The sequence below is a fragment of the Leptothrix ochracea genome (assembly GCF_041083635.1).
Taxonomy (GTDB): Bacteria; Pseudomonadota; Gammaproteobacteria; order Burkholderiales; family Burkholderiaceae_C; genus Sphaerotilus; species Sphaerotilus ochraceus.
The window spans coordinates 42,999-69,242 of sequence record NZ_JBFPHB010000016.1 but is presented as its reverse complement, the minus strand read 5'-3'; the positions used below and the strand labels follow the sequence as shown (position 1 = coordinate 69,242).

The 26,244-nt window shown below is 62.4% G+C and carries 20 protein-coding genes and 1 tRNA gene; 8 read left to right on the top strand and 13 right to left on the bottom strand.

Annotated features, from left to right (window positions below; translation table 11 throughout):
* Positions 1 to 45: 45 nt before the first annotated feature.
* From pyrC to AB3X39_RS07715, 6 genes are all read left to right on the top strand, one after another.
* Complete coding sequence (gene pyrC / locus AB3X39_RS07740; protein WP_369416780.1) at positions 46 to 1,131, top strand: dihydroorotase; 1,086 nt, start codon at positions 46 to 48, stop codon at positions 1,129 to 1,131.
* 3 nt (positions 1,132 to 1,134) lie between these two features.
* Positions 1,135 to 2,637, top strand: a complete 1,503-nt coding sequence (locus AB3X39_RS07735; RefSeq protein ID WP_369416779.1) for an AMP nucleosidase — start codon at positions 1,135 to 1,137, stop codon at positions 2,635 to 2,637.
* Positions 2,638 to 2,778: 141 nt separating this feature from the next.
* Complete coding sequence (locus tag AB3X39_RS07730; RefSeq protein WP_369416778.1) at positions 2,779 to 4,143, top strand: NAD(P)-binding protein; 1,365 nt, start codon at positions 2,779 to 2,781, stop codon at positions 4,141 to 4,143.
* Positions 4,144 to 4,248: 105 nt separating this feature from the next.
* Positions 4,249 to 7,383 (top strand): adenylate/guanylate cyclase domain-containing protein, encoded by a 3,135-nt coding sequence (locus AB3X39_RS07725; RefSeq protein ID WP_369416777.1) that lies wholly within the window; start codon positions 4,249 to 4,251, stop codon positions 7,381 to 7,383.
* Between the two features lie 242 nt (positions 7,384 to 7,625).
* Positions 7,626 to 10,196, top strand: coding sequence for a PA14 domain-containing protein (locus tag AB3X39_RS07720; RefSeq protein WP_369416776.1), 2,571 nt, complete (start codon positions 7,626 to 7,628; stop codon positions 10,194 to 10,196).
* A gap of 30 nt (positions 10,197 to 10,226) precedes the next feature.
* Entirely contained in the window at positions 10,227 to 12,242 is a 2,016-nt protein-coding gene (locus AB3X39_RS07715; RefSeq protein ID WP_369416775.1) for a site-specific recombinase, read from the top strand.
* Positions 12,243 to 12,432: 190 nt separating this feature from the next.
* Here AB3X39_RS07715 and miaB read toward each other — a convergent pair whose 3' ends face one another.
* From miaB to AB3X39_RS07700, 3 genes are all read right to left on the bottom strand, one after another.
* Positions 12,433 to 13,785, bottom strand: a complete 1,353-nt coding sequence (miaB, locus tag AB3X39_RS07710; protein WP_369416774.1) for a tRNA (N6-isopentenyl adenosine(37)-C2)-methylthiotransferase MiaB — start codon at positions 13,783 to 13,785, stop codon at positions 12,433 to 12,435.
* Between the two features lie 8 nt (positions 13,786 to 13,793).
* Positions 13,794 to 14,192, bottom strand: a complete 399-nt coding sequence (locus AB3X39_RS07705; RefSeq protein ID WP_369416773.1) for a hypothetical protein — start codon at positions 14,190 to 14,192, stop codon at positions 13,794 to 13,796.
* A gap of 76 nt (positions 14,193 to 14,268) precedes the next feature.
* Positions 14,269 to 14,345, bottom strand: a tRNA-Met gene (locus AB3X39_RS07700).
* 98 nt (positions 14,346 to 14,443) lie between these two features.
* Between AB3X39_RS07700 and AB3X39_RS07695 the strand changes: the two genes are divergently transcribed.
* On the top strand, positions 14,444 to 15,244 hold the full coding sequence (locus AB3X39_RS07695) for a mechanosensitive ion channel family protein (RefSeq protein ID WP_369416772.1): 801 nt from the start codon (positions 14,444 to 14,446) through the stop codon (positions 15,242 to 15,244).
* A 36-nt stretch (positions 15,245 to 15,280) separates the two neighbouring features.
* Here the strand turns inward: AB3X39_RS07695 and AB3X39_RS07690 are convergent, their stop codons facing one another.
* The 10 genes from AB3X39_RS07690 to rpe form a co-directional block, all read right to left on the bottom strand.
* Positions 15,281 to 15,709, bottom strand: coding sequence for an FKBP-type peptidyl-prolyl cis-trans isomerase (locus AB3X39_RS07690; RefSeq protein ID WP_407069289.1), 429 nt, complete (start codon positions 15,707 to 15,709; stop codon positions 15,281 to 15,283).
* 132 nt (positions 15,710 to 15,841) lie between these two features.
* Complete coding sequence (locus AB3X39_RS07685) at positions 15,842 to 16,396, bottom strand: flavodoxin family protein (RefSeq protein ID WP_369416771.1); 555 nt, start codon at positions 16,394 to 16,396, stop codon at positions 15,842 to 15,844.
* Positions 16,397 to 16,492: 96 nt separating this feature from the next.
* A complete protein-coding gene (locus AB3X39_RS07680; protein WP_369416770.1) occupies positions 16,493 to 17,242 on the bottom strand; it encodes an HAD-IA family hydrolase in 750 nt (249 codons plus the stop codon).
* A 36-nt stretch (positions 17,243 to 17,278) separates the two neighbouring features.
* A complete protein-coding gene (gene fba, locus AB3X39_RS07675) occupies positions 17,279 to 18,316 on the bottom strand; it encodes a class II fructose-bisphosphate aldolase (RefSeq protein WP_369416769.1) in 1,038 nt (345 codons plus the stop codon).
* A 42-nt stretch (positions 18,317 to 18,358) separates the two neighbouring features.
* Entirely contained in the window at positions 18,359 to 19,552 is a 1,194-nt protein-coding gene (locus AB3X39_RS07670) for a phosphoglycerate kinase (RefSeq protein ID WP_369416768.1), read from the bottom strand.
* Positions 19,553 to 19,611: 59 nt separating this feature from the next.
* Entirely contained in the window at positions 19,612 to 20,292 is a 681-nt protein-coding gene (gene gph / locus AB3X39_RS07665; RefSeq protein ID WP_369416767.1) for a phosphoglycolate phosphatase, read from the bottom strand.
* Between the two features lie 3 nt (positions 20,293 to 20,295).
* A complete protein-coding gene (gene tkt, locus AB3X39_RS07660) occupies positions 20,296 to 22,302 on the bottom strand; it encodes a transketolase (RefSeq protein ID WP_369416766.1) in 2,007 nt (668 codons plus the stop codon).
* Between the two features lie 95 nt (positions 22,303 to 22,397).
* Positions 22,398 to 23,273, bottom strand: coding sequence for a phosphoribulokinase (locus AB3X39_RS07655; protein WP_369416765.1), 876 nt, complete (start codon positions 23,271 to 23,273; stop codon positions 22,398 to 22,400).
* 115 nt (positions 23,274 to 23,388) lie between these two features.
* Positions 23,389 to 24,447 carry a class 1 fructose-bisphosphatase gene (locus AB3X39_RS07650; RefSeq protein ID WP_369416764.1) on the bottom strand — a complete coding sequence of 353 codons (1,059 nt, stop codon included), beginning with the start codon at positions 24,445 to 24,447 and terminating at the stop codon, positions 23,389 to 23,391.
* Between the two features lie 60 nt (positions 24,448 to 24,507).
* Complete coding sequence (gene rpe, locus AB3X39_RS07645) at positions 24,508 to 25,182, bottom strand: ribulose-phosphate 3-epimerase (protein ID WP_369416763.1); 675 nt, start codon at positions 25,180 to 25,182, stop codon at positions 24,508 to 24,510.
* 126 nt (positions 25,183 to 25,308) lie between these two features.
* Here rpe and AB3X39_RS07640 point away from each other — a divergent pair, with 126 nt between their 5' ends.
* Positions 25,309 to 26,244: a LysR family transcriptional regulator gene (locus AB3X39_RS07640; protein ID WP_369416809.1), complete on the top strand. Its 936-nt coding sequence runs from the start codon at positions 25,309 to 25,311 to the stop codon at positions 26,242 to 26,244.

The following is a 26,244-nucleotide window of genomic DNA, read 5'->3' as shown; positions in this document are numbered from 1 at the left end:
ACAACCGCGAGGTTGAGCGCCTTTTTTCTGCGACGATCACGCCCCATGAATGCAGCACCCCAACCCACCCCTTCGATCACCACATTGGCCCCCACCTCGGCCCCAACATCGCTCACCCTGACTCGCCCGGACGACTGGCATTTGCACGTGCGCGACGGCGCCGCCATGGCCGCCGTGGTGCCGCACACGGCACGCCAGTTTGGTCGGGCGATCATCATGCCCAACCTGCGCCCGCCCGTGACCAGCGCCGCGCAGGCCGTGGCCTACGGTGAGCGCATCAAGGCTTGCGTGCCCGCTGGCGTGACGTTCACGCCGCTGATGACGCTCTACCTGACCGACAACACGCCGCCGGAGGAAATTGCGCGCGCCAAAGCAGCTGGCGTGGTCGCCTTGAAGCTCTACCCGGCCGGGGCAACCACCAACAGCGATGCCGGCGTGACCGACATCCGCAAGACCTACGCCACGCTCGAAGCCATGCAGCGCGCTGGCTTGCCGCTTTTGGTGCACGGCGAAGTGACCGACCCGAGCGTGGACATCTTCGACCGCGAGGCGGTGTTCATCGACGAAGTGATGCGCCCGTTGCGCCGCGATCTGCCGGAACTGAAGGTGGTGTTTGAGCACATCACCACCCAAGACGCCGCCCAGTACGTCGCGCAGGCCGACGCCTTCACCGCCGCCACCATCACCGCGCATCACCTGCTCTACAACCGCAACGCGATCTTCACCGGGGGCTTGCGACCGCACTACTACTGCTTGCCGGTGCTGAAGCGCGAGGTGCACCGCGCTGCGCTGGTCAAGGCCGCGACCTCGGGCTCACCCAAGTTCTTCCTCGGCACCGACAGCGCGCCGCACGCCGCACACCTCAAAGAGCACGCCGCCGCTTGCGCCGGTTGCTACACCGCCTTGAGCGCCATGGAGCTGTACGCCCAAGCCTTTGAGAACGCGGGGGCCTTGGACAAGCTCGAAGGCTTTGCCAGCTTCTTCGGCGCTGATTTTTACGGCTTGGCGCGCAACCCCGGCACCCTCACCTTGAAGCGCGAGGCCTGGACCTTGCCCGAAAGCGTGGCCTTTGGCGACGCCCAACTCAAACCGCTGGAAGGCGGCGCCACCCTGAACTGGAAAGTGGTCTGAGCCATGACGCTGATCTCCGCCCAAAGCTTCAACGACGCCGACGCGGCCGTGGCGCATGTCCACGCCGTTTATGACAGCGGCATCGCCCACCTGCGCCAAAGCCTGAAGGAGTTTGTCGGCGGAGCCTTGCCCGCTCAGCGGGTGCGCGCTTGTTACCCCTATGTGCGCATCCGCACCCGCAGCGTGGCGCGGCCTGATTCGCGTCTGGCCTACGGTTTTGTCGCCGGCCCCGGCAGCTTTGAAACCACCCTGACCCGGCCTGATCTGTACGACAGCTACTACCGCGAGCAATTCCGCCTGCTGCTGGAGAACCACGGCATGGCGCTCGAAGTCGGTCTGTCGCGCCAGCCGATCCCGATTCACTTTTCGTTTGCTGAGCACGATCACATCGAAGGCTCAATGAGCCCCGAGCGGCGCATGCAGATGCGCGATTTGTTTGATCTGCCCGATCTAAGTGCGATGGACGACGGCATCGCCAACGGCACCTTCGAGCCCGCCCCGGGTGAGCCGCTGCCCTTGGCGCTCTTTACCGCGCCCCGGGTCGATTACTCGCTGCACCGCCTGCGCCACTACACCGGCACCGCCCCTGAGCACTTTCAGAACTTTGTTCTGTTCACCAACTACCAGTTCTACATCGACGAGTTCATCAAGCTTGGCCACGAGGCCATGGCCCACCACGATCAGAACGGGGATAGCGGCGGGGACAGCAGCGGGGACGGCTACACCGCCTTCATCGAACCCGGCAACGTCGTCACCCGCCGCCAAGGGCTGCCCGCCCAAGCGGGTGACGCGCTGGGCGTGGCCCCGCCACGCCTGCCGCAGATGCCGGCCTATCACTTGGTGCGCCCGGACCGCTCGGGCATCACCATGGTCAACATCGGCGTGGGGCCGGCCAACGCGAAGAACATCTCCGACCACATCGCCGTGCTGCGCCCGCACGCTTGGTTGATGCTGGGCCACTGCGCCGGGCTGCGCAACACGCAGGAGCTGGGCGACTATGTGCTGGCCCACGGCTATGTGCGCGAAGACCATGTGCTCGACGAAGAACTGCCGCTGTGGGTGCCCATCCCACCGTTGGCTGAGGTGCAGCTGGCCCTTGAAGAAGCGGTGGCCAACGTGACACAACTATCGGGCTATGAGCTGAAAAAGATCATGCGCACCGGCACCGTGGCCTCCACCGACAACCGCAACTGGGAGCTGCTGCCCAACCGCGTGCCCGAGCGCCGCTTCAGCCAAAGCCGCGCCATTGCGCTGGACATGGAGTCCGCCACCATCGCTGCCAACGGCTTTCGCTTCCGCGTGCCCTACGGCACCTTGCTGTGCGTCTCCGACAAGCCCTTGCACGGCGAGATCAAACTGCCCGGCATGGCCAACCACTTCTACCGCGAGCGCGTCGATCAGCACCTGCGCATCGGCATGCGGGCGCTGGACATCCTGCGCCGCCAGCGCCTCGATCAACTGCACAGCCGCAAATTGCGTGGCTTTGCGGAAGTGGCGTTTCAGTGAGGGCGAAGCTAACAGAAAGTCTGAGGCATATACAGTAATGCTTCAGGCATCCGAGGATTCGCTACGCTGCATGATGCGGCGTATAAAATTGCCGTGTTAATATCAAATTGTTGACTACAAATAATATTCACAAAGGCAAAAATGAATATAGCAATCATCGGAACAGGTGTATCAGGACTTTTTGCGGCAATGCGACTAGGACGTGATGGTCATGCCGTCGAAATATTCGAACCACGACGCCGGATCGGCGGCAACATGGATACATTGCGCTTTCGCCTGGGGGGTGTCGAGCGTTTCGCCGACCTGGGAGTGAACGACTTCAATGCCAGCACATACACTATGCTGGTCAAATGGCTCGACGAACTGCATGTACCCTATGCACCGCTGATCGATGAATGTTCATTCTTCAGCATGGATGGTGAATTGGCCTTCACGACCGATGGGCGCTGCGGCACCCAGATGACACCACGCATGGCGGCCGACTTCCAGCGTTTCCAGACTGAAGCACCGCTGGATGCAAAAAACATGACCTATGCCGGCATGACGATTGAGGAGTATGTCAAGGCGCGCAACTACAGCGATGAGTTCGCCCGCAACAACCTCTATCCACGCATCAATGCCATGTATTACTGCCATGACACTGGCGCGCAGACCATGCCTTTCCAGGCCGTCATGATCTATTATGCGCTGCAGGAAGGTTTTGGTGGAAAACCGCCACAGCGGATGTATTTCAGCGAGGGCACAGCCAGCTGGACCGAGGCGCTGCGACGTGCCTGCAGCGACGCCGGTGTGACCTTTCATCAACATGAACTGCCTACCGTGCATGCTGATGCTCACGGTTGCCGCCTGCGCACCAGTGGGTATGAACGGAACTTCGATGCGGTGGTTTATGCATTGCATCCGACCGACATCCTGAAAAGTCTGCGTCATGGTCTGACAGCCAGAGACAGCGAGTTACTGGCAAGCTTCAGATACTTCAATAGCGTCGCCTATGTGCATCAGGACAGCACGGTCCTGCCACGTAATGTGAATGCCTGGCGATCTTTCAACGTGGCAATTCAGCGTGGTGCCGATGGGCTGACGCCCTACTCGATGACCTATGTCGAGAACCTGCACCAGAATGATCCCGAAAATCCGCGTTTCAACCGTTTCGACACGCCGCATTTCTTCACTACACTCAACCCCCTGCGACCATTGCGAGCAGATCTTGTGCTGCGCACCAATCAGGGTCAGATGGCGATGGCAAGATTCCCTCACAACACCCTGGATCTGCACACCTTCGATCGCCAGAAGCAGGTCCATGACGAACTCCAAGGGCGCCATGGACTCTATTTCGTCGGTGGCTGGACCAAGGGAGCTGGATTGCAGGAAGAATGCCTGCGCTCGGTCGATTTTGTGGTCCACAAGATCGCCGACGCCGGGCATCAAGACATGCATCTCTGGAACCATGGGCGCGACGAGCACAACGTGCCCGATTATTTCCTGCAAGCATTGCAGCAGGACTGAGGCATGGATTGCCCAGGCTGCCGCCACGTCAACCCGGTGGCACACCGATTCTGCAGTCAGTGCGGCACCCCGCTGAGTTCGGCGCCAGTGCCGGCGCAGGCTCTCGTGCCGGTCCAGCCAGCGCACGTTCTGCCTCCCGAGGCCGACAAGGGCGCTGTCGTCGAAGGGCGTCGGCAGGCGACCATCCTGTTCACCGATCTATCCGGCTTCACCGAACTCTCGGTGCAACTGGATGCGGAGGATCTGCACGCGATCGTTCAAGCCTATTTCGACCGGGTCGAGCAGATCGTCGAGGGGCTCGGAGGCTCGATCGAACGTTATGTCGGTGATGCCGTGATGGCCGTGTTTGGTGCTCGGCGAGCTCACGGCGACGACGCGTTGCGCGCCGTGCGCGCGGGCCTCGACATCCAGGCAGCCATGCCCGCGCTGAGCCAGCACTTCAACCGGCATCTCGCCAGCGTGGTGGGCATCGCCAGCGGCGAGATCGTCGTCATGGCGCCACGCGCCGATTACGCTGCAGAGGTTGCAATTGTCGGGGTGGCGGTCAATCTGGCCGCGCGCGTCGAGTCGATCGGTGCGCCTGGTCAGCTGCTGATCGAGCAGGAGGTGCATCGGCAAGTGCGTGGTCGAGTGCAGGCACGGTCACTCGGCCAGCGGATACTCAAGGGCATCGACCAGCCGGTCCATGTCTGGCGCGTCGAATCACTGATACAAGAGCCCATCGACAGCCAGGGCACACTGCTGGTCGGGCGCCAGTTCGAAATGGAATGGCTCCAAGAGCACCTGCTCAAGGCTCGCTCCCGCCGGCAAGCGCAGACACTGCTCCTGCGCGGCGAGGCAGGCCTGGGCAAGACACGCCTGATCGACGAACTTGGCCGCACAGCGGCAACAGCGGGCTGGGGAGTACACCGAGCGCGCTTCCTCGATTTCGGGCTGCGCCGGGGCGCTGAAGGATTGTCAGCACTGGTCTGCAGTCTGCTCGACGTCGATGTGCTGCAGATGTCGGTGATTCAGCGCCACGAGGCAGCGCAGAATGCCGTGGCCGCTGGCTGGATTGGCGCACATCGGCTGCCTCAGCTGCATGTGCTGATGTCGGTCGGTCAGAACGAGATGACGCGCAAGGCCTTCGATGCGATGGATGCAACCGAGCGTGAGCGCCGCCTTGACGCCACGGTTGCAGAACTGGTCGACGCCGTGGCACGGCACACACCACTGCTGATGCTGGTCGAAGATATCCACTGGGCCGAGCCGGCCGAGTTGCAGCGTTTGGCTCGCTTGGTGCACGCTTGCCGAGACAGCCAGATCGTTCTCGTGCTGAGTACACGACCACAGACGGTCAGTATCGAGCACTGCTGGTCGATGGCCGATGTCCCCCTTCATTCGCTGGACCTGATGCCGCTACAACGATCCGATCTGGAACGACTCTGCCACGCGACCGACCTGGTCGAACCGGAGGTAGTGCAAGGCTGCATCACCCGGTGCGGCGGCAATCCCCTGTTTCTGGAGCAACTGCTGCAGCACGTCATCGAGTGCAGGCAGCACGACTCGGTCCCTGCTTCGATCCGAAGCCTGATGCTGGCCCGCCTGGACCTGCTCGCGCCGGCCCAGCGCGAGGCCGTCCAGATCGCGGCGGTGTTCGGCCAACGTTTCGAAACCGCAGCGCTGTGCGCCCTCCTCGGCGTGCAGGACTTTGATGTCACCGACCTGATCCGGTCGCAGATGCTCTGCCGCGACGGCGCGGAGTTGCGCTTCGCACATGCCCTGGTACATGAGGCCGCCTATGCGTCGCTGCTGCGTCGCAACGCGCGCGACCTGCACCAGCGCGCCGCGACCTGGTATGCCGAGCGCGACCTGCTTCTGCATGCGGGCCATCTGGAGCGTGCGGAAAGTCCGCAGGCACCGCACGCCTACCTGGTCTGCGCCGCCGCAGAAATCGAAGCGGGCCATCTGACAAGGGCGCGCTCCGCGATAGAGCGAGGCTTGGCAGTGGCAACCGCTCAGGAAGATCGAGTCAATCTGATCCTGCAGCTCGGCCAGCTGCTGCACGATGCGGGCCAGATTGCCGAGGCTCATGCCACATTCGACCAAGCTTGCAGACAGGCCGCGCAAGACGCCCAGAAGATACGTGCCTACCTTGGCCTCGCTGCGGCGATGCGGCTATCCGATGACCTGCCTGGCGCAACAGCGGCGCTCGATCAGGCCCAGCAGCTGAGCGTCCATCAGGAAGAGCGGTTCGCTGCCGAACTGGCACGACTCCATTACCTGCGCGGCAGTCTTTGTTTTCCACGCGGCGACATCACCGGGTGCCATCGTGAGCACACCCTAGCACTGGCCCATGCGCGCCGTGCCAACCTGCCCCGCGCCGAAGCCGATGCCCTTTCCGGATTAGGTGATGCTGCCTATGCGGAAGGTCGCATGCGCACAGCCAACAAGGTTTTCTCCGACTGCATGACGTTGTGTGCAAAACATGGCTTTGGGCGTATCGAAGCCGCGAACAGATTCATGGTCGCTACAGTTCGAATCTATCTGACTGAGTTTGAGCCCGCACTCGAAGATGCGCTCGAATCAGCCGATCTGGCGCAGCGGGTCGGGCATCAGCGCGCCGAAATTATCTCAAGACTGACAGCTGGCTGGATTCTCATCAATCTCGGCCGCCTGGATCAGGCACGTCAGCAGGTGACAATCGGCTTGGCCGTCACAGAAAAACTCGGAGCGGCCCGTTTCAAGCCGTTTCTGCTCGAAAGCCAGGCACGCATCGAATTGGCCGAAGGCAATCGATCCGTTGCCTTTCACACCGCCAGCACGGCATGGCAACTGGTGCAAGATGGACAATTGCAGCGTTTCATCGGGCCCTGGGTCCTGGCCACGCTGGCGCTGTGCACCGATGATCCAGAACAACGCAACCAGTCATTGCAGGCAGGAGAACTGCTGCTGGAACAAGGCTGTGTCAGACATAACCATCTGAATTTCCATGTACTGGCAATGCTTTCTGCCGCGCGATGGGGTGACATAACACGCCTGCAACGCAGCGCCCAAGCACTGAAGGCATGCACCGAAGCAGAACCTTGTCCATGGGCCGACTTTCATGTCGACTTGGCACTCACACTCGCTGAATCCTGTAAAAAGCCCCCTGCCGAGTCGGCCAGAACCGTTGCAAGCGCCCTGCTGCGCCTTCGAGCCCAAGCAGAAGCAATGCATTTTCACAGTATAATCCCAGTAATCGATCAAGGCTATGCATAGCATAGAATTGCCGGCCCGATCTTATTACCCAGAATTATACCACCAGACAGTGCAGCCACATATTGATGAAGTCATTCGACTTAATCAGTTTAATAGGACTTACGCAAAACCCATGGAAACGGACGGACTTCGGGGTTCTTGGCGCAAGCAATATGGTTGCGCTGAATCATCGCCTTGCGGCATTGACACTTCTCAATACCTGTCAATTGCTTGATCTCTCGGTGAGTCCTGCAATTTCTCTCATGACCTCACCTCTTCAGATTCTCCGGGCGGCTTTGGGCGCCTTGGTCCTCGGCCTTGGCTCGGGTGCTATGGCCTGCACCGCGCCGGTCGGCTCGTTCTGTGTCGACTACTTTGCCGGCAAGACACTTGGCGGTGTACCGCTGGTCAGCGCCAGCGATGGCGCTACCGTCTCGCATAACTGGGGCATGAATGCGCCGGTGGCGGGAGTGCCGATCGACAACTTCTCGGCGCGCTGGAGCGGGCTGTTCAACTTCGACGGCAGCAACATCATCTTTCGCATCCTCGGCGATGACGGCATCCGCCTGAAGGTGGACGGCGTGGTGGTCGTGAACGGCTGGAAGGATCAGGCGGCAACTCAGTACACCGCTACCGTGCCGGTGAGTGCTGGACAGCATCTGGTCGAGGTCGAGTACTACGACGCAGGCGGCAACGCCCGGGTCGAGGCCGACTGGCAGCCAGTGCGCAGCTGTGACGTGCCCGTGGGCCAGTTCTGTGGCGCTTATTACTTGGGAACCGCCTTCCAAGGCAACCCCCAACTCATCGTCCATGAACCCACCATCAACCACGACTGGGGCGCCGGGGCTCCTGCACCGGGGCTGCCGATCGACCAGTTCTCGGTGCGCTGGCAGGGGGACTTCGATTTCACCCCTGGCACCTACAAATTCAACACCACCACCGATGACGGTGTGCGGCTGCTGATCGACGTCACACCGCTGATCGACTCCTTCGTGCCCCAAGCTGCGACCACCTTTGAGAAGGTCTGGTGGATCGGCGGCCGGCATCGCATCACGGTCGAATACTTTGAGTCCTACGGCAACGCCGTGGCCAAAGCGGGCTGGACCTTGATGGCTAGCGCCGCGCAAACACCGCCGCGCCCCATCGGCAGCAACGCCACCTCACCGTTGGGCTCGAACTTGGGGGCTTGGTCGGACTACGGCACCGAACAGCCGTTCTTGGACTTGTTCAAGAGCTCACGCAGCTGGATTCCGCAAGCACCAGGGGTCTGGGACACCGGCACCGAACGCGCGGCGCTTGATCTGGACGCCGACGGCTGGGTCCGCTCCCTGCCCCTGCCGACCGATACGAGCGTCAAATATCGCAGCGTGGCGACCTTGCTGGTGGTCAGCGGCGATTTGAATGGCGTGCGCCAAGGTGGCGAACACGTGGTGCTCTATGACGGCGAAGGCACGCTGACCTACAGCTTGGGCAGCATGAAGATCGCAGCCAAATCCCGGCCAGGTCGCGACGTGATCAACGTCGATCCCAACCAAGCCGCTGGCGTCCAGATCAGCATCATGGCCACCGACCCGAACCACACCGGCAATTACCTGCGCAACATCCGCGTGGTGCCCGCCGGGACGGTGTGCACCGATGATCCGCTGGCCCTGTGCTTGGCTGACAACGACCCGGCCTGCGCGCGCTCGGCTTGCCAGAGCACCGAAGCCGCTTTGAACGCTGGCCAGCTGTTCCACCCCAGTTTCTTGCGCACGCAAGTGTCTTACCGACTGCTGCGCGCCATGCAAGCCATGTCGGCCAACGTGCTCGACAGCACTTTGCCGCAGCCCGTCGAATGGGTGGAGCGCCATACGCTGAGCAGCGCCCGCTGGAACGGCCAAGCCGGCGCCCCGCTGGAAGTGGTGAGCGCGCTTTCCAACCAAGTGCAGGCCGATGCTTGGGTCAACATGCCGCACCGCGCCTCGGACGACTACATGCGCAAAGCGGCACGGATGATGCGCGATCAACTGGCCCTAGGGCGCAAGGTCTACGTCGAGTACGGCAACGAGATCTGGAACACTGCGTTCTCAGCTGGCAGCTGGGTCGAAGCTCAAGGTCAACTGGCTTGGCCGGGCGGGACGGATTCGGGCTACACCAAGCGCATCAACTGGTACGGCAAGCGCTCGGCCGAGATGTGCGACATCTGGAAGACCGAGTGGGCGGGCGACACCGGCCGGGTGGTCTGCGTGATGGGCGCCCAGATCGCCAACACTTGGACGGCGACCGCCGCGCTGGACTGCGCGCTTTGGAGCGCCGGCAAGCCCTGCCAGAACCACGGCATCGACGCCATCGCTATTGCGCCCTACTTCGGGATGTACATCGGCTCGGCCACCACCCAAGCCGTGCTCGACAGCTGGTTGCTGGACGCTGATGGCGGCTTGGGCAAGCTCTTCACTGAGATCCAGACCGGCGGCATCCTGCCGGGGGGGCCGGCTGGCGGGGCTTTGGCTCAAACCCGTACGTGGGTGCAGCAACACGCCGCCGTGGCTCAAAAGCGCAACCTGAAGCTGGTGGCCTATGAAGGCGGTCAGAGTCTGGTGGGCTTGGGCAACGTGATCAACGACGCGGGCATCACCAACTTGCTGGTCACCGCCAACCGGGATCAGCGCATGAAAGACGCTTACACCCGCTTGCTCAACGACTGGTGCAGCGCTGGGGGCGATCTGTTCGTCAACTTCCAAGGCATCGGGGCGCCCGGTCGCTACGGCAGTTGGGGCGTGCTGGAAAATGCCCTGCAACCCACCTCGCCCAAGTTCGAGGCCTTGCAGGACTACATCACCGCCCATCCGCGTTAACCCCTTCGAGCAAGAAAAGGATCCAGCCTCATGCCACGTTGGTTGAGTCTCAAAAGCAGTACCTGGGACTTGACCGCGTTGCTCAACGCGGTGGATCCACACGCGCCGCGCGCTGAGCGGCATTTGTGGCTGGTGCGGCTGATGGAGTGGCTGCGCCACGACAACAGCCTGCCCGACACCGTCACCCCCGTGGGGGTGCTGCGGTTGCGCCACTTGCTCAACGTGCTGGAGCGCAACCCCAGCTACCGCGCGCCGGTGGCTGCGTTGTTGCAACGCTTGGTGCGTGAAACCGAAGTCGCAGCGCTGTTTGCCGATCTGGGCTTCAGCGCCCGGCGCGAGTTGTGGGGCGACTTGATGGAGCGCCTGCGCATGATGGTGCTGCCCGACACGCCCGACAGCACCGACTTGGCGCAGCTTTTCAGCCTGTTCTTCAGCGACGGGGCCGACGCCCAGTGGCTGCGCGCCATCGACGACCAGACCTTGCAGCGCTTGGCCCAGCTGTTCCACGACCCCGACTGGCATCAGCCCTTCTTTGAGGCCATCACCTACTTGGTCAGTGCCATCCGGGCGGCCGCTTTTTTGCCCACGCTGCGTCGGCGCATGGATGGCGTGCTGCTGGCCGAGCGGCCCTTTGAGGAGCTGGTGCGCGCCAGCGAAGCGTTGGTCGAGGATCTGGAGGCGGGCGACTGGGACGCGGCCGACGACTCGCGCCGTTGGCTCGACGATCTGCTGGCCGATTGCCGCGAGGCCGCAGCCAGCGTGCACGGCCACTTGGAGGCCTACGGTATCTCGGTCGATTTGATGTTCGAGCTGGAGCAACTGCGCCAGCGCACCCTGCGCATCGAAGCCTTGACCGACGCCGTGCTGGCCAAAAAACCCGAGCGCGCCTTGCTCAACTTGGTGGCCGACTTGGTCGAAGTGGCCCAGCGCCGCCGCAGCCTGCGTGCGCCGTTGAGCGAGCACTACGCCTTGCTGGCACGCAAGATCGCCGAGCGCAGCGCCGCCAGCGGCGAGCACTACATCACCCGCACCCGGGCCGAGTACGGCGCCATGCTGCGCAGCGCAGCCGGCGGCGGGGTGGTGATTGCTGGCACCACGTTCATGAAGTTTTTGGTGCTGGCGCTGGGCCTGCCGGCCTTCTGGGCCGGCTTTTGGGCCGGCATGAACTACGCCGGCAGCTTTGTGCTGATCCACCTGCTGCACTGGACCGTCGCCACCAAGCAGCCCGCCATGACCGCACCCGCCATGGCTGCCAAGCTGGGCGAACTCAGTCAAGAACGCGCCGCTGCAACCGGACCACCGCCGCACCCCGACCCGGCGGTGGAAGGCTTTATCGACGAAGTGACCCACCTCATCCGCAGCCAGATCGCCGGCATCGTCGGCAACCTGATGCTGGTCGCCCCGGTGGTGCTGGGGGTGCAGCTGCTGGCGCGCTGGCTGCTGAACGCGCCACTGGTGGGCGTGCACGACGCCGAACACGTGCTGCACAGCCTGACGCTCTTGGGGCCAACGCTGATCTTTGCCGCCTTCACCGGGGTGCTGCTGTTCATCTCCAGCCTGATTGCCGGCTGGGTCGAGAACTGGTTTGTCTGGCACCGGCTCGACAGCGCCATCGCCTGGAACCCGCGCTTTGTGGCCGTGCTGGGGACCTCGCGGGCGCAGCGCTGGTCCCGCTGGTGGCGCGACAACATCTCGGGCCTGGCGGCCAACGTCTCGCTCGGCCTGCTGCTGGGCGTGGTGCCGGTGCTGGGCACTTTCTTCGGCCTGCCGATCGAAGTGCGCCACGTCACCCTCTCCACCGGCCAACTCGCCGCCGCCCTCGGTGCCATGGGCACTGAACTGCTCTACACCCCCGAATTCTGGTGGTGCATGGCCGCGATTCCCTTCACCGGCGCCCTGAACCTGCTCGTCAGCTTCACTCTGGCCTTCCGCGTCGCCCTGCGCTCACGCGGCCTCCTCCTCCAAGACCGAGGCCGCCTCTACGCCGCCCTCCGCCAACGCCTACGCCAAGCCCCGGGAAGTTTTCTGGTGCCACCGGCGGGGTGAGCCCGTCGCAGCCCTCACCCCAACCCATGACGGGCAACCAACACCGCACCACGGCGCCACGAGGCATATCGATACGGCACATCGCAAATCCCCCCTCGCCCCCCTTTGTCAAAGGGGGGAACGACACCGAGCCGAACCGTTTTTCTCCCCCTTTGAAAAAGGGGGCCGGGGGGATTTCGAGTGCCCTGCCTTAGCGCACCACCACCTCGCCACGCAGCGAGTGCGGCATGGCTTGGGTGATGCGCAGGTCGATCATCTTGTTGATCAGGCGAGCGACGTGGGGGCCGGCGGGGAAGTTGACGATGCGGTTGCAGTCGGTGCGACCCATCAGTTCGGTCGGGTCTTTGCGGCTCGGGCCTTCGACCAAGACGCGCTGGACGGTGCCGACGCGTTGTTGGCTGATGGCGAAGAGGTTGGCTTCGATGGCGGCTTGCAGGATTTGCAGGCGCTCGATCTTGCGTTCGTGCGGGGTGTCGTCGTGCAGGGCCGCCGCCGGGGTGCCGGGGCGCGGGCTGAAGACGAAGCTGAACGAGGCGTCGAAGCCGACGTCTTCGATGAGCTTCATCATCTTGGCGAAATCGTCTTCGGTCTCGCCGGGAAAGCCGACGATGAAGTCGCTGGCGATGCTGATGTCGGGGCGCACGGCGCGCAGCTTGCGCACGGTGCTTTTGTATTCGAGCGCGGTGTAGCCACGCTTCATGGCCGAGAGAATGCGATCCGAGCCGTGCTGCACCGGCAAGTGCAGATGGTTCACCAACTTGGGCACCTTGGCGTAGACGTCGATCAGCCGCTGACTGAATTCATTGGGGTGGCTGGTGGTGTAGCGGATGCGCTCGATGCCGGGAATCTCGGCGACGTATTCGAGCAGCATGGCGAAATCGGCGATCTCTGACGTGTCGCCCATGCGGCCCCGGTAGGCGTTGACGTTCTGGCCCAGCAGGGTCACTTCCAACACGCCTTGGTCGGCGAGCCCGGCCACTTCGGTCAACACGTCGTCAAACGGCCGGCTGACTTCTTCGCCCCGGGTGTAAGGCACCACGCAGTACGAGCAGTACTTCGAGCAGCCTTCCATGATGGAAACGTAGGCGCTGCCGCCCTCGACCCGTGCCGGGGGCAAGTGGTCGAACTTTTCGATCTCGGGGAAGCTGATGTCCACCTGCGGACGCCCGAGCTGGCGGCGACGCTCCAGCATTTGCGGCAGGCGGTGCAGGGTTTGGGGGCCAAAGACCACATCGACGTAGGGCGCACGGTCAATGATGGCCGCGCCTTCTTGGCTGGCCACGCAGCCGCCCACACCGATCATCACGCCCTTGGCTTTGAGGTGCTTGATGCGCCCAAGGTCTGAGAAGACCTTCTCTTGCGCCTTCTCGCGCACCGAGCAGGTGTTGAAGAGGATCAGATCGGCCTCTTCAGGGTTGTCGGTCGGGGTGTAGCCCTCGGTGGCGGCCATGACATCGGACATCTTGTCCGAGTCGTATTCGTTCATCTGGCAGCCAAACGTGCGGATGAACACCTTCTTCGTCGAGGGGGTGGTCGTTGTCATCAAAAAACTCAGGGTTTGAGCCAGACTTGGGCAACAGGATCAAAGACCAGCGCAGCCGCTTCGGCCGGCGTGGTGGGCCACGGGCGCTGGGCTTCGTCGGGGCGCAGCAGCCAGACTTCGCTGAGCTGGGCCAAAGCATCCACGCTGTAGTTCACGATGAACTTTGGCCCCACCAGCGCGCCGCTCATGACCAGCATGTTTTGGAGCCCATGGATACGGGCACCGGGCGAGAGTCGGGCGGGGTTGCCGTTGATCAAAACATCGGGCGGCTGCACGACTTGCAACTCACCGCGCAGCGACTGCGCCGGGAAGCTGCGCTGCACCAAATCTTGGGCATGCACAGGGGCTTGAAGGAGGGCCAGGAAGAGCAGGGTCCAACCGGCAAGATGGGCAACACAGCGGGGCATGGTTTCAATCCAGGGGCTGCGAGAGTGCTTGTCAAAGCAAACGGCCCGAGAGGTTGAGTCTCGGGCCGATCTATTTTGGTGGCGCTTCAGGGATTCGAACCCCGGACCTGCGGATTATGATTCCGTCGCTCTAACCGGCTGAGCTAAAGCGCCAAGAGACCGACATTATAGCCACAATTTCTTTCTTGTCATCCATTATTTTCAAAGCTACTGTGGCGTTCCTGTCACGTTGACTGAAAGCTACCCGCCTCATGGAATTCACCACCCTTCAGCATTTCATCAGCGACACGCTGATCAATCTGCTCATCAAAATCGCCGCCGCTTTGGCGTTCTGGGTCATCGGCCGCTGGCTGATCGCGCGGGTGAGTGACTTGGTGCACGCCGGCATGAGCCGCAACCACGTCGATCCCACCCTGACCAAGTACCTAGGCTCGATCGTCACCGTGGCGCTGAACATCGCCTTGGTGCTGGGCATTCTGGGCTACTTCGGCATCCAGACCACCTCGTTCGCCGCCTTGATCGCCGGTGCCGGTGTGGCCATCGGGGCCGCTTGGAGCGGTTTGCTGGGCAACTTTGCCGCTGGCGCTTTCATGCTGGTGCTGCGCCCCTTCAAGGTGGGCGATTTCGTCTCGATTGGCGGCATCACCGGCACGGTGAAAGAGCTGGGCTTGTTCGGCACCACCATCGTCACCCCCGACAACGTGCTGACTCTGGTCGGCAACAACAAGATCTTTGGCGACACGATCCAGAACTTCAACGCCCTGCCCTATCGCCGCGTCGATCGTCTGGCCCAACTGGCCGGTGGTGTCGATCCGCTGGATGCGATGGCGCGCCTGAAAGCCGCCGTGGCCAAGATCCCGAACATCGCGCGTGAAGCCGATGTGGTGCTGATCGACCTGAAGGCCGAAGGTCCGCTGATCGCTGTGCGGCCCTACACCGCCAACGAGCACTACTGGCAAGTTTGGTGCGACACCAACTTGGCCATCGTCAAAGTCTGCGCCGAGGCCGGCTGGCCGACCCCGGGGCTGTTGCAGTACGAAAAGCAACTCTGAGCGATCCACGCTCAGCGCCGCTGTGTCATCAACACATCAGCGGCGGATGTCGAGCAACTCGACCTCGAAATCAAGCGTCGCGTTGGGCGGGATCACCCCGCCCGCGCCCGCCGCACCGTAAGCGATGTTGGGCGGGCAGGTCAGCTTGGCCTTGCCGCCCACCTTCATGCGCTGCACCCCTTCGGTCCAGCACTTGATGACGCGGTTGAGCGGGAACTCAGCCGGTTGACCCCGCTTGTACGAGCTGTCGAACTCACGCCCGTCTTGGAACGTGCCCCGGTAATGCACCTTGACCACATCGGTGGCCGCCGGGCTGACGCCCGTGCCGTCCTTCAACGATTGAAAGATCAAACCGCTGGGCGTGGTGACCTTGTTGACAGCGGCTGAAGCGGCCACGGCAGGGGCCGAAGCGGTCGCAGCCGCTGCCATCACAGAAGCACTGGCCGGCACCGCATCGGCGGCCATGGCGGCGCCATTCAAAACAAACGCAGCAACGAGAAACAACGGGGCTTTCAATTTCACGGGAGAACTCCTCAAGGGGTTGGACGGTTTCAAGTTGAAATCGGCCGGCATCATCCCCCGTGAAGGCCCTTGACGTCAAACCAAGCGGGCCAGACCTTCAATGATGCGTTGCCCAAAAGCACGGGCGGTGGCCAAGTCCCCGGCGGGGATTTCCTCGACGCCGGCATCCGAGGGCGAAACCGTCATCAGGCCACTGAAAGAGCCCACAAAGTTGAGGTCATCGCGCACCGCCGCCTTGCTGTTGCTCGGCATCATGCCGGTGCCGATCCAGAGCATGCTGTGCTGCTGGCTGAGCGTGAAGAGGTAATGCAGGGTCGAGAGCTTGTCGCCGTTCATCGTGGCCGAGTTGGTGAAACCGGCGGCGAGCTTGTTCTTCCAGACTTGGGTGAACCACGGCTTGGACGAGGCATCGGCAAACTTCTTGAACTGCCACGAAGGGCCGCCCATGTAGGTGGGTGAGCCGAAAACGATGGCATCCGCCTCGGCGAGCTGCTCCCAGCCGCCTTCAGGCAAGTTGCCTTCAGCGTTGATAGCCAAGAGCACCCCGCCACTGCCTTCAGCCACAGCTTGAGCGATACGGGCGGTGTGGCCGTAGCCACTGTGGAAAACGATGACGATCTTCTTGCTCACGACAGGACTCCAGAAAGGGAGGAACGATATCGTGAACTCTAAAGACACTTAGCCCATCGACCGTGGCACAGCCTTGATGGCAAGGTTCAAGAAGATTCAACCTGCGGTGGGGGTGGAGGCCGCGTAACGGGCGCTCAACGCATCCAAACTCACCGGACCGGGCGTCTGAGCGTCGCCTTGATCCAGATCGTCCATCACGGCCCAAGCGCCGCTGAAATCGCTGTTGGCAAAGTAGATGCTGCGCGTGATGAGTGCCGGCACCCCCGCCGCGCGGGCCGCCTTCAGGCCCGGCGCCGAGTCTTCCATCGCCAAGGCTTCGTAAGGCTCAACGCCCACATCGGCCAAAGCACGCAGATAGACCTCGGGATCGGGCTTTTTGTGCTCGACATCTTCACCGCAGACCACCCCCGCAAAGTAGCGCTGCCAATCCTCGCCCAACATGCCGCGCAGCAGCGCGTTGACATTGCTGCGGCTGGTGGTGGTGGCGATGGCTTGGCGCAGGCCTTGCTGATGGGCTTGTTCGATCAGGCGCTTGACGCCTGGGCGGGCCTGGATCCCGCCTTGACGCACCAATTGCGCGTAGAGCTCGTTCTTGCGCCGATGCAGCGCCAGCGCCAGACGCTCGCGCTCGACGGGCTCCCGAGGGGCCTCGGGGCGAGTCTCGAAATCGTGCAGCATGCGCTCGCGCCCGCCAGTGATATGGAGCAGCTGGCCGTAGGCTTCGACATCCCAACGCCACGACAGGCTGAACTCCTTGAACGCCATGTTGAACGCTGCGCGGTGACCGTCACGCTCGGTTTCAGCGAGTGTGCCGTCCACATCCCAAAGCAGTGCGCGCAGCGTCATGAGGCGTCCTTATCTCTTAGCGGTTCTCAGCAGGACTCAGCGGTACTTCTTGACCATGTCGTCCAGCGCGATCGGCTTGAGCTTGGCGGCTTGACCTTCGCAACCGAAGGCCTTGAAGCGCGCTTCGACGATGCCGCGTGCTGCCTTGGTGGCGGCTTGCAGCGCCTTGCGCGGATCGAACTCGCTGGGCTGTTGGGCGAAGGCTTGACGCATGGCACCGGTCATGGCCAAACGGATGTCGGTGTCGATGTTGACCTTGCGCACGCCGTTCTTGATGCCGCGCACGATTTCTTCCACCGGCACGCCGTAGGTTTCCTTCAGGTCACCGCCGTACTGGCGAATGATCGCCAGCCACTCTTGCGGCACGCTGCTGGAGCCGTGCATCACCAAGTGGGTGTTGGGCACCGCAGCGTGGATCTCGGCGATACGGTCGATGGCCAAGATGTCGCCGGTGGGCTGACGGGTGAACTTGTAAGCGCCGTGGCTGGTGCCGATGGCGATGGCCAAGGCATCAACGCCGGTCTTGGCGACGAAATCCTTGGCTTCTTCCGGGTTGGTCAGCATCTGGTCGTGGCTGAGCTTGCCTTCAGCGCCGACGCCGTCTTCTTCGCCCGCTTCGCCGGTTTCGAGCGAACCCAGGCAGCCAAGTTCGCCTTCGACCGACACGCCCACAGCGTGAGCGATACGGCAGACGTCAGCGGTCACGGCCACGTTGTATTCGTAGCTGGCCGGGGTCTTGGCGTCTTCCATCAGCGAGCCGTCCATCATCACGCTGGAGAAACCCGAGCGGATGGCTTGCACGCACACCGGAGCCGAAGCGCCGTGATCTTGGTGCAGCACCACGGGGATGTCCGGGTGGCTTTCGATGGCGGCCAGCACCATGTGACGCAGGTAGGCTTCGCCAGCGTACTTGCGAGCACCCGCTGAGGCTTGCAGGATCACCGGGCTCATGGTCGCCTGGGCGGCTTGCATGATGGCGTGGATCTGTTCGAGGTTGTTGACGTTGAACGCCGGCACGCCGTAGTCGTTTTCAGCGGCGTGGTCGAGCAATTGACGCAGGGAAATCAGGGCCATGGGTTTGTCTCCTCGTATGGATGTAAATCGTGAAAAACGTGATCAACCAGCAGCGCGCTTGGTCAGGATCTCAAAGGCGGGCAAGGTCTTGCCTTCGAGCACTTCCAAGAAAGCGCCGCCGCCGGTCGAGATGTAGCCAACGTCTTTGTCGATGCCGTACTTGGCAATCGCGGCCAAGGTGTCACCCCCGCCAGCGATGCTGAAGGCCGAGCTTTCGGCGACCGCACGAGCGACAGTTTCCGTGCCATTGGCAAAGGCGTCGAACTCGAACACGCCCACCGGGCCGTTCCAGACGATGGTGCCGGCAGCCTTGAGCTTGGCCGCCAAGATGGCAGCGGTCTTGGGCCCGATGTCCAGAATCAGATCGTCGTCAGCCACGTCGGTGGCCGCCTTGACGGTCGCTTCCGCGTCCGGGGCAAAACGCTTGGCGCAAACCACATCGACGGGAATCGGCACTTCGGCGCCCCGGGCGGCCATCGCTTCGATCACGGCCTTGGCTTCGCCCACCAAATCAGCTTCAGCCAGCGACTTACCGATCTTCAGACCGGCTGCCAGCATGAAGGTGTTGGCGATGCCACCCCCGACGATCAGGCCGTCCACATTGGCCGACAAGGCCTTGAGGATGGTCAGCTTGGTCGAGACCTTGGAGCCCGCCACGATGGCGACCAGCGGACGCTTCGGGTTGGCCAAAGCCTTGGAGATCGCGTCGATTTCAGCGGCCAAGAGGGGGCCGGCGCAAGCGATGGGGGCGAACTGGGCGATGCCGTAGGTCGAAGCTTCCGCGCGGTGCGAGGTGCCGAAGGCGTCGTGGACAAAGATGTCGCACAAAGCGGCCATCTTCTTCGCCAGTGCTTCGTTGTTCTTCTTCTCGCCCTTGTTCAGACGGCAGTTTTCCAGCATCACCAGCTGACCGGCAGCGACGTCAACGCCGTCGGTCCAGTTGGCGACCACCGGGATCTCGCGACCCATCAGTTCGCCCATGCGCTTGGCCACGGGCGCCAGCGAATCAGCGGGCTTGAATTCACCTTCGGTCGGACGACCCAAGTGCGAAGTCACCATCACCGCCGCACCCGCCTTGAGGGCCAATTCGATGCAGGGGATGGAGGCGCGAATACGGGTGTCTTCGGTGATGTTGCCCGCGTCGTCTTGGGGCACGTTCAGGTCGGCGCGGATGAACACACGCTTGCCGGCCACTTGGCCTTGTTCGACCAATTCCTGGAGACGAAGAATTTTCATGATCGGATACCGAAAAATTCGAAAGAAAAAGAGGGACTCAGGAACAAAAGCCGGGCCGCTCAGGCCGCCAGAACCACGTCCGCCACCTCGTCGAGGCGCTCAAACATGCGATCTGGGTTGCAAAGCGCCACGGGCTCACCCGCGTTGTAGCCGTAGGGCACGGTCCACGCCAAGACACCAGCGTTGCGCGCCGCGTCCACATCGGTGCGTGAATCACCCACGTGGATCATGCGTTCGACCGGCACACCCAAGGTGTCGGAGGCGTAGCGCAGCACCGAGGCGTGCGGCTTCTTGTGCGCCAAGGTGTCACCGGCGATCAAGAGATCAAACCAAGCGTCAATACCCGCCGCTTGCAGCACGCGCTCGGCGTAGCGCCCTTCTTTGTTGGTGACGCAAGCGAGCTTGACGCCCGCCGCACGCAACCGAGTCAGCGCATCGACACAGCCGGGATACGGCTGGCCGGTGGTGCCGACGGTCTGGGCGTAATGGGCGTCCAGACGCGCCAGCACGTCTTCGACGCGCAAGCTTGCTTCAAGTTCGGGGCGTTCGCTGATCAAGCGCAAACGCAGCTTGATCATCAACTCGTGCAAACCGTTGCCGATCAGCGCGGTGATCTCTTCCAGCGAGCGAACCGGCAACCCCAAATCCATCAGGGTGCGGTTCACCGCCTCGGCGATTTCCCCATTGGTCTCGACCAGCGTGCCGTCGAGATCGAAAGTGAGCGCGTCGAAGCTTCGCATGACTTAGGCCGCTGCCGGCAGTTGCGCCACGACCATCTTGGCCAGGTTCTCAGCCGTGAAGCCGAAGTGCTCGAACACCAGCGGAGCCGGTGCCGACTCGCCGTAGGTGTCGATGCCCAGCGACGCCGAGCAACCGTACTGGCCCCAGAAGCGGCTGACGCCAGCTTCCACCGAGACGCGCGGCAAGCTGCCCCCCAAAACGCTGTTGCGATAGGCCGCGTCTTGACGGTCAAAGACCGAGGTCGAGGGGATCGAAACCACCCGCACCGGCACGCCTTGGCCGTCGAGGACCTTCTGCGCTGCCATCGCCAGACCCACTTCGGAGCCCGTGGCCAGAATCACGGCGCGGGCGCCTTCGCGGTCCGACAACACGTAGCCGCCTTGGCGGATCTGGGCCACTTGGGCGTCGCTGCGCGTTTGCGGCGGCAGGTTTTGGCGCGAGAGCAGCAAGGCGCTGGGGCGATTGCGCTGTTCGATCGAGTGCACCCAAGCGATGGCGGTTTCAGCCGCATCGCCCGGACGCCAAACGTCCAGACCCGGGATCAGACGCAGCGTGGCAGCGTGTTCCACCGGCTGGTGGGTCGGGCCGTCTTCGCCCAGACCGATGGAGTCGTGGGTGAAGACATGGATGACGCGTTGCTTCATCAGCGCCGACATGCGGATGGCGTTACGGCTGTAGTCCGAGAAGGTCAGGAAGGTACCGCCGTAGGGGATGAAACCACCGTGCAGGGCCACACCGTTCATGATCGCGGCCATGCCGAATTCACGCACACCGTAGTGGATGTGACGGCCACCGGCTTGGTCGTTGAGCATCGTGCTGGCGACGATGGCACCGCAGTTCGGGAAGTCAGTCAGGTTCGAGCCGGTCAAGTCCGCCGAGCCGCCGAGCATTTCAGGAATGCGTGGCGCCAAGGTGGCGAGGGCCTTTTGCGAGGCCTTGCGGCTGGCGATGTTTTCGGTCGAGTGACCGAATTCAGCCATGGCAGCGGCCAAGGTTTCGGCGTAGTTGGTCGGCAGATCACCCTTGATGCGGCGCTCGAATTCAGCGGCCAGCTCGGGGTACTCGGCGCGATAAGCCTCGAAACGGGTTTGCCATTCAGCGCTGGCCGCCGCACCCTTGGCGCGGCAATCCCACAAAGCAGCCACGTCGGCCGGGATTTCGAACGGACCATAAGGCCAGCCGATGGCTTCGCGGGTCAGGGCGATTTCAGCGTTGCCGAGCGGCTCGCCGTGCGCCTTGGAGGTGTTGGCGCGGTTGGGCGAACCCTTACCGATGTGCGTGCGGCAGCAAATCAGCGTGGGCTTCAAGCTGCTGCGCGCCAAGGCGATGGCCGCCGAGACGGCAGCCGCGTTGTGGCCGTCCACCGCCGGGATCACGTTCCAGCCGTAGGCGCGGAAACGCGCCGGGGTGTCATCGGCAAACCAGCCTTCCACCGGACCGTCGATGGAGATGCCGTTGTCGTCGTACAGAGCGATGAGCTTGTTCAAGCCCCACACACCCGCCAGCGAAGCGACTTCGTGGCTGATGCCTTCCATCATGCAACCGTCACCCAAGAAGGTGTAGGTGTAGTGGTCCACGATGTCATGGCCGGGACGATTGAATTCGCGCGCCAGCAGCTCTTCGGCCAAGGCAAAGCCCACGGCGTTGGAGATGCCTTGACCCAGCGGGCCGGTGGTGGTTTCCACGCCCGGGGTCAAACCCACTTCCGGGTGACCGGCAGTGCGGCTGCCCATTTGGCGGAAGTTCTTCAAGTCGTCGATCGTCAGGTCGTAGCCCGTCAGATGCAACAACGCGTAGATCAACATCGAGCCGTGGCCGTTCGACAACACGAAGCGGTCGCGGTCGGCCCAGTGCGGATGGCTCGGGTCGTGCTTGAGGTGCTGCGACCACAGCGCCACCGCCATTTCAGCCATGCCCATCGGGGCGCCCGGGTGACCGGAATTGGCCTTTTGCACGCCGTCCATGGCCAGCGCACGGATGGCATTGGCCATCAACTTGGAATTCTTCATCAAAAAATACTCCTGCAAATTCAGACAACTCGAACTCGGAAATCAATCGATCAGCAGCCGAAAACGGCGCCTCAGGATCTCAAGACGTCAAGATATCAGGACATCTGAGCACGACGGATGTCCATCATGCGTTGGATCATGGGCGTCAGGATCAGCTGCATAGCGATGTCCATCTTGCCGCCCGGCACCACGATGGTGTTGGCGCGGCTCATGAACGAGTCGTGAATCATCGACAGCAGGTACGGGAAGTCAATCCCCTTGGGGTTCTTGAAGCGAATCACCGTCATGCTTTCGCCAGCGGTGGGGATGTCACGGGCGATGAAGGGGTTCGAGGTATCGACCACCGGCACGCGCTGGAAGTTGATGTCGGTTTCGCCGAACTGCGGGCAGATGTAGTGCACGTAGTCGTGCATGCGGCGCAAGATGGTGTCCGACACAGCTTCGGTCGAGTAGCCACGCTCTTTGGTGTCGCGGTGCAGCTTCTGGATCCATTCCAAGTTGATGATCGGCACCACGCCAATCTTCAAGTCGGCGTGACGCACCAAGTCCACGTCAGCCGTCTTGACGCAGCCATGCAGGCCTTCATAGAACAGCAGATCGGTATCGGGCTTGGTATCGACCCACGGCGTGAAGGTGCCGGGTTCTTGGTTGTAAGGCTTGGCTTCTTGATCGTTGTGCAGATAAAAGCGGGTCTTGCAGCGGCCGGTCGAGCCGTAGGAGCGGAACTGATCTTCCAAGATGGCCCATTCGTTGCTTTCCGGACCGAAGTGACTCAGCGACTTGCCGGTCTTTTCAGCTTCAGCCACTTGGACCTTCATGTCCTTGCGTCCATAGCGATGGAACGCATCCCCTTCGATGACCGCCGGGGTCACACCGTCACGACGGAAGATGTTGTCGAAGACGCGCTTGACCGTGGATGTACCAGCGCCGCTGGAACCAGTGACCGCGATGATCGGATGTTTCTTGGACATGGGGACCTCAGGAATTGCTTGGAAAAGGAAACAAAGGGGAGACGCGCCCGGCCACGCAGTGCGCAGCACACCCGAGCCGTCACAAAGCTCGGGCTCGGGTCAAGGCAAAGCCAGTTCAGGGATGCGGCTGGACGAACAGCGAACGATGGCGGAACAGCTGATGCGAGACGTTTTCGCTCGGATCCGTGTAGTAACCGACAATTCGTTCCACTTCATCGCTGGAGCCAATGATCACCGGCACACGTTGGTGCAAGGTATCGGGCACCACGTCGAGCAAATCCATGGTGCCAGTCACCGCCTTGGCACCGGCTTGCTCCATCAGATAGGCCATGGGCGACGCTTCGTACATCAGGCGCAGACGGCCCGGCTTGCGCGGCTCTTTGGTGTCACGCGGATAGAGGAACACCCCGCCACGGGTCATGATGCGATGCACTTCAGCCACCATGCTGGCCACCCAGCGCATGTTGAAGTTGCGCGCACGCGGACCGGTGTCGCCAGCCACGCACTCCGAGACATAACGCTGGATGGGCTTTTCCCAGAAGCGTTGGTTCGAGGTGTTGATGGCGAATTCGCTGGTCGTGGTGCGGATCTGCACGCCTGAGCGGGTATGCAGCCAGTTGCTGGAGACCGGATCAAGGGTGAAGAACTCAATACCGTTACCGGTACTCAGCACCAGCACCGTGGCTGGGCCGTAAAGCGCGTAGCCCGCAGCAACTTGACGACGACCCGGCTGCATGAAAGCGGCTTCGGTCGGCTCAGCACCGGCAAACATGTGCGGCAGCACCGAGAAAATCGTGCCCACCGAGATGTTGGCGTCGATGTTGGACGACCCGTCGAGCGGATCGAACACCGCCAAGTAGCGCCCTGTCGTGGCGTGGTTGGGCGACACCGTGGGGTGCTCCAACTCTTCGCTGGCCCAGCCGGCCACCGCCGAACACTGTGCCAAGGCTTCCGCCATGCATTCGTCCGAGTAGACGTCCAGCTTTTGCTGGTTTTCACCCTGAACATTGACCTCGCCGACCGCACCGTGGGTGCTTTGACCGCCTTCGCCAGCAATGGCCCCGCGCGAACAAGCGCGCGAGATCTTGACGCAGGCTTGGGCCAAGTGGCGCAGCACGTCGGCAACAGCCGGTTGCTGAGCCGCCAGCCACGCTTCCAGATCGGTGTGGTTCATGTTGTCTGTCTCCTCGTTCTCTTCAAAAATTCGATTCAGCCCAAGACGCGGGCACCCATGTCAGCGCGCCAATTCAGCACGCATGGCGTCGATCACAACCTTGTAGTCCTTCTGACCGTAGATCGCGCTGCCTGCCACAAAGGTGTCAGCACCGGCGTCAGCCACGCGGCGGATGTTGTCCACCTTCACACCGCCGTCCACTTCCAAGCGGATGTCACGGCCCGACGCGTCGATGATTTTGCGAGCGGCTTCGGTCTTGCGCAGGGCGCTGTCGATGAAGCTCTGACCGCCAAAACCGGGGTTGACGCTCATGATCAACACGACATCGACCTTGTCGATCACCCATTCCAGCACATCCAGCGGCGTGGCCGGGTTGAACACCAGCCCGGCCTTGCAGCCGCCAGCGCGAATGATTTGCAGCGTGCGATCCACGTGGGCCGAGGCCTCCGGGTGGAAGGTGATCACGTCAGCGCCAGCTTCGATGAAGCCTTGGGCCAGGGCATCGACCGGCGCCACCATCAGATGCACGTCCAGCGTGGCCGGCGTGCCATCGGGCTTGACGCAATGCGGCTTGATCGCCTTGGCCACGCCCGGGCCGATGGTCAGGTTCGGCACGTAATGGTTGTCCATCACGTCAAAGTGAATCCAGTCCGCCCCCGCCGCCAGCACCGTACGAACTTCTTCACCCAGACGGGCAAAGTCAGCAGAAAGAATGCTCGGGGCAATGCGGTACATAGGGTCAACCTTAGATTCAGCCAAGATGGGATGTCGAACTGTAGAACCAGTGTCATTTAAGGTAAATTCACGAATAGTTGGCTTTCGATTCAAATTCACTGAAGCATTACTCCTATGGCGTCGTTGATGAAGAACGTGACTTTTCGGCAACTGCGCACCTTTGTTGAAGTGGCGCGACACCTCAGCTTCGCCCGCGCTGCCGAAGCTTTGCACCTTACGCCGCCGGCAGTGACGATGCAAATCAAGGAACTGGAAACGGCCATTGATCTGCCGGTGTTTGATCGTCAGGGCCGCAAGATCACCTTGACCACAGCGGGCGAGTATTTTCTCGTCCACGCCAAGCGCATGCTGGCCATGCTCAAGGACGCCGACAACGCCATGGCCCGGTTTCGGCGCCTCGAAACCGGCCTGCTGACCATCGGCATGGTCAGCACCGCCAAATACTTTGTGCCACGGCTGTTGGCGCGCTTTCGCGTCGAGCATCCAGGGGTGGATGTGCAAATGCAAGTCGGCAACCGCGAGCAACTCGTGGCCCTGCTGCACAACGGCGAGGTCGATCTGGCCATCATGGGCCGCCCGCCCAAGGAACTGGCCACCCGCACCGAGCCCTTTGCCGCGCACCCGCTGGTCTTCATCGCCCCCCCCGATCACCCGGTCATGCAGATCGGCCATCCACCCTTGGCAGCCTTGGAGCCCTATCCCTTCATCGTGCGCGAACCCGCTTCAGGCACCCGGGCCGCGCTGGAACGCTTCTATCAGGAGCAGCGCCGCGACCTGCGCATCGGTATGGAGATGCCCAGCAACGAAACCATCAAGCAAGCGGTGATGGCCGGCATGGGCCTGAGTTTTCTGTCGCTGCACACCTTGGGACTGGAGCTGCAAAGCGGTTTGATTTCGCTGGTGCATGTCGAGGGCAGCCCGATCATGCGCACGTGGAATGTGGTGCATTTGCAATCGAAGAATCTTTCTCCGGCCGCCGAAGCCCTGCGCTACTTCATACTGGAAGAAGGCGAAGGCTATCTGGCCGAACATGATCGGCGCTGGTTATTGCCGCTGAGTTGA

Coding starts and splice junctions, on each gene's coding strand:
- AB3X39_RS07735 (WP_369416779.1), top strand. CDS start 1,135: ATGACGCTGATCTCCGCCCAAAGCTTCAACGACGCCGACGCGGCCGTG.
- AB3X39_RS07730 (WP_369416778.1), top strand. CDS start 2,779: ATGAATATAGCAATCATCGGAACAGGTGTATCAGGACTTTTTGCGGCA.
- AB3X39_RS07670 (WP_369416768.1), bottom strand. CDS start 19,552: ATGAAAATTCTTCGTCTCCAGGAATTGGTCGAACAAGGCCAAGTGGCC.
- AB3X39_RS07695 (WP_369416772.1), top strand. CDS start 14,444: ATGGAATTCACCACCCTTCAGCATTTCATCAGCGACACGCTGATCAAT.
- AB3X39_RS07650 (WP_369416764.1), bottom strand. CDS start 24,447: ATGAACCACACCGATCTGGAAGCGTGGCTGGCGGCTCAGCAACCGGCT.
- AB3X39_RS07705 (WP_369416773.1), bottom strand. CDS start 14,192: ATGCCCCGCTGTGTTGCCCATCTTGCCGGTTGGACCCTGCTCTTCCTG.
- gph (WP_369416767.1), bottom strand. CDS start 20,292: ATGCGAAGCTTCGACGCGCTCACTTTCGATCTCGACGGCACGCTGGTC.
- AB3X39_RS07715 (WP_369416775.1), top strand. CDS start 10,227: ATGCCACGTTGGTTGAGTCTCAAAAGCAGTACCTGGGACTTGACCGCG.
- AB3X39_RS07680 (WP_369416770.1), bottom strand. CDS start 17,242: ATGACGCTGCGCGCACTGCTTTGGGATGTGGACGGCACACTCGCTGAA.
- pyrC (WP_369416780.1), top strand. CDS start 46: ATGAATGCAGCACCCCAACCCACCCCTTCGATCACCACATTGGCCCCC.
- AB3X39_RS07690 (WP_407069289.1), bottom strand. CDS start 15,709: ATGGCCGCCGATGCGGTGCCGGCCAGTGCTTCTGTGATGGCAGCGGCT.
- AB3X39_RS07640 (WP_369416809.1), top strand. CDS start 25,309: ATGAAGAACGTGACTTTTCGGCAACTGCGCACCTTTGTTGAAGTGGCG.
- fba (WP_369416769.1), bottom strand. CDS start 18,316: ATGGCCCTGATTTCCCTGCGTCAATTGCTCGACCACGCCGCTGAAAAC.
- rpe (WP_369416763.1), bottom strand. CDS start 25,182: ATGTACCGCATTGCCCCGAGCATTCTTTCTGCTGACTTTGCCCGTCTG.
- AB3X39_RS07720 (WP_369416776.1), top strand. CDS start 7,626: ATGACCTCACCTCTTCAGATTCTCCGGGCGGCTTTGGGCGCCTTGGTC.
- AB3X39_RS07655 (WP_369416765.1), bottom strand. CDS start 23,273: ATGTCCAAGAAACATCCGATCATCGCGGTCACTGGTTCCAGCGGCGCT.
- miaB (WP_369416774.1), bottom strand. CDS start 13,785: ATGACAACGACCACCCCCTCGACGAAGAAGGTGTTCATCCGCACGTTT.
- tkt (WP_369416766.1), bottom strand. CDS start 22,302: ATGAAGAATTCCAAGTTGATGGCCAATGCCATCCGTGCGCTGGCCATG.